The sequence below is a fragment of the Companilactobacillus versmoldensis DSM 14857 = KCTC 3814 genome (assembly GCF_001434295.1).
GTDB classification, from domain to species: Bacteria; Bacillota; Bacilli; order Lactobacillales; family Lactobacillaceae; genus Companilactobacillus; species Companilactobacillus versmoldensis.
Genome location: NZ_AZFA01000046.1, coordinates 1 through 3,196 on the forward strand (window position 1 = coordinate 1; position 3,196 = coordinate 3,196).

Consider the following 3,196-nt stretch of genomic DNA (forward strand, 5'->3'; position numbering starts at 1 on the left):
TATTAGAGAACTTGCTGATGAGTTTGGTGTATCAAAACAAGCCATTAGGAAAAAACTAGATGCAAACTTTAGTTGTTGTTAATTCGGGATATTTGCTGTTAAAGCAACATTCATTGGTGGCAACAACCAGAACCAAATCAATTATAGTTTAGCTTGAAGATTGATATCTAGTTTAAAAAACGACAAGAACGACAACCAAGTTTAAGCTTTGCTTGTCGATTGGTGTTATTGTCGTTTTTAACTTATAATTTAAGGCGGCAATTAACTGTAAAAGATGAACAGATTGCAACAGCAAATAGGATTGCTGACCAGGCGCAACAATTAGATTTAACTACTCACAAGCAAACACAACCTGACTTACCACAAAAAGTAACAGCTAAATCGGCAAATGAAGAAAAACATGGTTGGCTTTGGCGAATAACACATTAATACTGCTGGTTTTGTAATAATAGTAAAAAATCTAATTCCGTCCGAACGGCAATCTTTTTCATTATTCATGTGATACAATATAGATAATCGTCTATGTTTAATGTGGAGGAATTTACTGATGCACTATGAGTATAAAGATTTGGCATCACTTTTAAAGGTGGTTGCTGAACCTAACCGTCTTAAAATTTTGGAAATGCTGTCCTGTGGTGAGATGTGTGGGTGTGATATACTTGCACACTTTAACTTTACACAACCGACTCTCTCCCACCATATGAGTATTCTGGAAAAAAGTGGATTAGTTAACGTAAGAAAAGATACTAAGGGGCACTATTATTCTTTAAATTCAAACAGAAAAGAAGGACTGATTAGTGAATTAACACAAATACTATCTAAGACTGACCATTGCATATGTAAGGATTCACATTCAAGCTGTTAGCTTTTTTATTTTGCATCATACATAGATAAGAACCTATATGGAGGGTTATTATGCGTACTTCTAAAAATTTATCATTCATGGACCGTTATATGACCTTATGGGTATTTTTAGCTATGGCACTGGGAATTATTAGCGGTTTAGTTTTTCCATCGCTCCCTAAAATAATTAATAGTTGGTCTATCGGTACAACATCAATTCCAATAGCAATAGGCTTAATATTAATGCTATATCCACCACTAACCAAAGTTAATTATGGCAAAATGGGTGACGTATTTAAGGACAAGAAGGAACTTGCTTTTTCATTAGTTCAAAATTGGATCGTTGGGCCTACTTTAATGTTTGCTCTTGCTGTTCTCTTTCTACATAATTATCCAAACTACATGATTGGTTTAATCATGATCGGTTTAGCACGGTGTATTGCTATGGTTATTGTGTGGAATGAATTAGCACAGGGTAATAACGATTATGCTGCTGGTCTAGTAGCTTTTAACTCAATTTTTCAGATTTTGCTATATTCCGTTTATGCATACTTCTTTATTAGTGTCTTACCAAAATTCTTTGGGCTACAAACACAGACAATTAATATTACAATGAGTGAAATTGCCAAGAGTGTATTTATTTATCTTGGTATTCCTTTCATTTTGGGCATTGGTTCTCGTTACCTTATCATTAGCACAAAGGGTAAAGAATGGTTTGAAGATAAATATGTACCAAAAATAAGCAGAATTACTACTTGGGCTTTACTCTTTACAATAGTAGTGATGTTTTCTGTCAAGGGTGCAAAAGTAGTTCAACTACCAATGGACGCAATAAGAATTGCTGTTCCTTTATTACTATATTTTGTCTTAATGTTCTTCATAACCTTTTGGATTGCGAAAAAAACTAAAACTAGTTATTCGATTTCTGCGACTCAATCATTCACCGCTGCAAGTAATAACTTTGAATTAGCTGTTGCAGTAACAGTCGCTATATTTGGTTTGAATTCTGGGGAAGCATTTGCTGCTGTTATTGGCCCAATGGTTGAAGTACCAGTAATGATCCTATTAGTTGATGTAGCACTATGGATTAAAAGAAAATATTATGATTAATGAGTAACCAAATGAAAAAAGTCTATTTTCTCTGTACCGGAAATTCATGTCGAAGCCAAATGGCCGAAGGATACGCAAAAGAATTTTTCCCTTCCGATAAATTTGAAATTAGAAGTGCAGGAGTAGAAAAGCATGGTTTAAACAAAAATGCAGTGCAAGTTATGGCAGAAGATGGTGTCGACATTTGTCAGCAGTATTCAAAACTGATTGATATAAATTACTTCAATTCAGCTAATCTAATTGTTACTTTATGCGGTGATGCACGAGATAAATGTCCCGTTATTCCACCACAAGCTACAAGTATTCATTGGCCATTATCCGACCCTGCAAAAGCCACTGGAACAGAGGAAGAAAAACTACAAGCCTTTAGAAAAGTTCGAAATAAAATAAAAGATAATCTATCCGAACTTGTACAAAATTATAAATAGGGTCTATTTTTACAATAGACCCTCAAAATCATTGTTAAAATAACCCCCAATATCTACATTGTAGATATTGGGGGTTATTTGTTTTAATATTAAAGAAATGACTTCTTCTATTTGTCATCAATACTAAACAATAATTTGTACAAAGTGATTATTTCTTCTAGTTCTTCACGCGATACATGATCGACAATAGTTTCATCAGTGACATGTCTTGCCCGTAAATCTAAGGCTATGGTTTGATCTAATAATACTTTTCCATATACTGTTTGACTACTAGTTAGTCGATGATACATTGGAAAATTACGCTTGGTACTGCTAATTGGAGCCACAATCGTCATGTTACTTGTCTGACAGACTAGATCATTGCTTAGCGCAATGGCTGGTCGCTTATTCATTTGTTCATGACCACGGCTTGGATTAAAGTTAACATAAAATATATCACCTTGGCTTACCATTGAAGTTCATTACCTTCTGACTTTCCCCAATCAAGCTCGTGATCCCTTTTCCCGTCATCTTTCCAATCCTTAAATAGTTCGTGAATATTGGTTGGGTTCTTTTTTATTGGTGTTAAAACAATTGATCCATTTTCAATGGTTATTGTCATATCTTGGTTATCATCTAATTTCAGTTGTTTAATAATTTGGCTAGGAATTCTAGCAGCTTTCGAGTTTCCCCACTTTGCTAAGCGTGTTTGTTCTTTAATAAGTTCCATATTTTCCCCTCCTAAATTATTATTACAAGTAAAGTATATCCCGTGTAGATACACAATGCAAATATTCTTACTGGAGGTCATTTACATGCAACAAGTTGTCTTACCC

The 3,196-nt window shown here is 34.3% G+C and carries 6 protein-coding genes; 4 read left to right on the forward strand and 2 right to left on the reverse strand.

Annotated features, from left to right (window positions below; all coding sequences use genetic code 11):
- Positions 1–228: 228 nt before the first annotated feature.
- The 4 genes from FC27_RS11330 to arsC all read left to right on the forward strand — a co-directional run bounded on the left by FC27_RS11330 (position 229) and on the right by arsC (position 2,381).
- The gene (locus FC27_RS11330) at positions 229–429 is read left to right on the forward strand and encodes a DUF536 domain-containing protein (protein ID WP_010625606.1); all 201 of its coding nucleotides are present in this window, start codon (positions 229–231) and stop codon (positions 427–429) included.
- A gap of 118 nt (positions 430–547) precedes the next feature.
- The gene (locus FC27_RS11335) at positions 548–865 is read left to right on the forward strand and encodes an ArsR/SmtB family transcription factor (RefSeq protein WP_010625607.1); all 318 of its coding nucleotides are present in this window, start codon (positions 548–550) and stop codon (positions 863–865) included.
- A gap of 50 nt (positions 866–915) precedes the next feature.
- Complete coding sequence (gene arsB / locus FC27_RS11340) at positions 916–1,953, forward strand: ACR3 family arsenite efflux transporter (protein WP_010625608.1); 1,038 nt, start codon at positions 916–918, stop codon at positions 1,951–1,953.
- Between the two features lie 11 nt (positions 1,954–1,964).
- Positions 1,965–2,381 (forward strand): arsenate reductase (thioredoxin), encoded by a 417-nt coding sequence (gene arsC, locus FC27_RS11345; RefSeq protein ID WP_010625609.1) that lies wholly within the window; start codon positions 1,965–1,967, stop codon positions 2,379–2,381.
- Between the two features lie 107 nt (positions 2,382–2,488).
- Here the strand turns inward: arsC and FC27_RS11350 are convergent, their stop codons facing one another.
- Complete coding sequence (locus FC27_RS11350; protein ID WP_001748110.1) at positions 2,489–2,833, reverse strand: type II toxin-antitoxin system PemK/MazF family toxin; 345 nt, start codon at positions 2,831–2,833, stop codon at positions 2,489–2,491.
- The gene (locus tag FC27_RS11355; RefSeq protein ID WP_003643337.1) at positions 2,827–3,090 is read right to left on the reverse strand and encodes an AbrB/MazE/SpoVT family DNA-binding domain-containing protein; all 264 of its coding nucleotides are present in this window, start codon (positions 3,088–3,090) and stop codon (positions 2,827–2,829) included. Before FC27_RS11355 ends, FC27_RS11350 begins: the two co-directional genes overlap by 7 nt.
- Positions 3,091–3,196: the final 106 nt, after the last annotated feature.